1 protein-coding gene is annotated in these 1,325 nt (G+C 43.7%); it reads right to left on the reverse strand.

Annotated elements, in window-relative coordinates; genetic code table 11:
• Positions 1–30: 30 nt before the first annotated feature.
• Positions 31–1,212 carry an IS4 family transposase gene (locus MAQ5080_RS17130; RefSeq protein ID WP_067213518.1) on the reverse strand — a complete coding sequence of 394 codons (1,182 nt, stop codon included), beginning with the start codon at positions 1,210–1,212 and terminating at the stop codon, positions 31–33.
• Positions 1,213–1,325: the final 113 nt, after the last annotated feature.

The raw sequence follows: 1,325 nt of genomic DNA on the forward strand, positions 1-1,325 counted from the left end.
CCTGAGGTATCCCCACAAATTTACTCATGATCAGACTCTTTTCTCCAGCTGTTGGAGCAACTGCCTGATGCCGTCCCGCCATTCATTTTTTGATATCTCGAAACGAGTCATAACGGCTCGTTTTCCAAGATAGAAGTGAGACAGTACTCTCCGCTTGCGTATCGTATTCACCTGGAAACGTTTCGCATAGCCTGATAACTCCATGACTTTGCCTACTAAAATAAGCAAGACTGCAGTAAGAGTGGTGAGCAGCATTAAATTAATCAGACGCTCTATTTTAAATGTATAACTTAACTCAAACCCAAGTCCGAATCGGCTACTCTTCATATCACGAAAACCTTCTTCAATTTGCATTCGAGTTTCGTAAATTTTGACGCATCGCCTAGCAAAGTGGCGGTTTACAGGGAGATTCGATATCAGCAACCAAGGATCCTTAGCGCCTCTGGCCGCTTTTAAGGAAGTACCAGATTTGCGTTTTTGCCCTTTTCGAGTGGTCGACTGACGGCCTTTGTATGAGCTTTTATAAAGTACAAACTGGTTTGTTATTGGAGACGAGTGGCGATGGGTTAACTCTAGCGATATGGGGTTACTGCTCGCTTTTGGGTACAACGAAGATATGCAATGCCAAGTATTCTGAGTGCTGTCATAGTACTTACGAGGCTTCCGAACTCGACCAACATAATCCCATCCCTGCTTGATGACTTCGTCTAACCACGGTGTTTTAAAGCCTGCATCAGTTACTATGATGGGCTTCGCTTTAACTGGAAGAAGCGCTTTAAGAACCTGTAAAAACTTCTGATGTGTTTTTTGCTTTTCTTTAGTGCTTTTGTCATGAACCTCTTCGTAGAGAGTAATCGATCGACCTTCAAATGCAGTACTCGCACGAATTAAGAAATATTGTCCACGAGCATCTAAGTCAGACCAATCTATACTGATAACCGGACGTGCTCGAACGATAAAGAGCTTACAAATATAGGCATAAAGAAAAATAGATTCTCGGCGCAGGTTAGGGTTGGACAGTAAACGATCGGAGCGTTTAATTCGGTGTTTCTCGTAGGCGTTTGATTGGATCCCTCGGCCAATGCTGGTCACAGTGCAAAGGCTGCCTTGTGCTAAACTAAGAACACAAGCTGATAGCGCTTTGCGTCGAGTTTTATGCATGTTGGGGCTGACAATCGGCAGGATTTTGTTCAATATAGCGGTCGCGTTCATGGCTCTGGTGGTGAGTTGTTTTTGGCGAAATTATTGATCGCCAAGAGCTATGAACGTTCCCTTCTTACGCTAACATTCTGATCTATATTGAAATTTTGTGGGGATACCTCAGG

The organism is Marinomonas aquimarina, from assembly GCF_900089755.1.
In the GTDB taxonomy this organism is placed as follows: Bacteria; Pseudomonadota; Gammaproteobacteria; order Pseudomonadales; family Marinomonadaceae; genus Marinomonas; species Marinomonas aquimarina.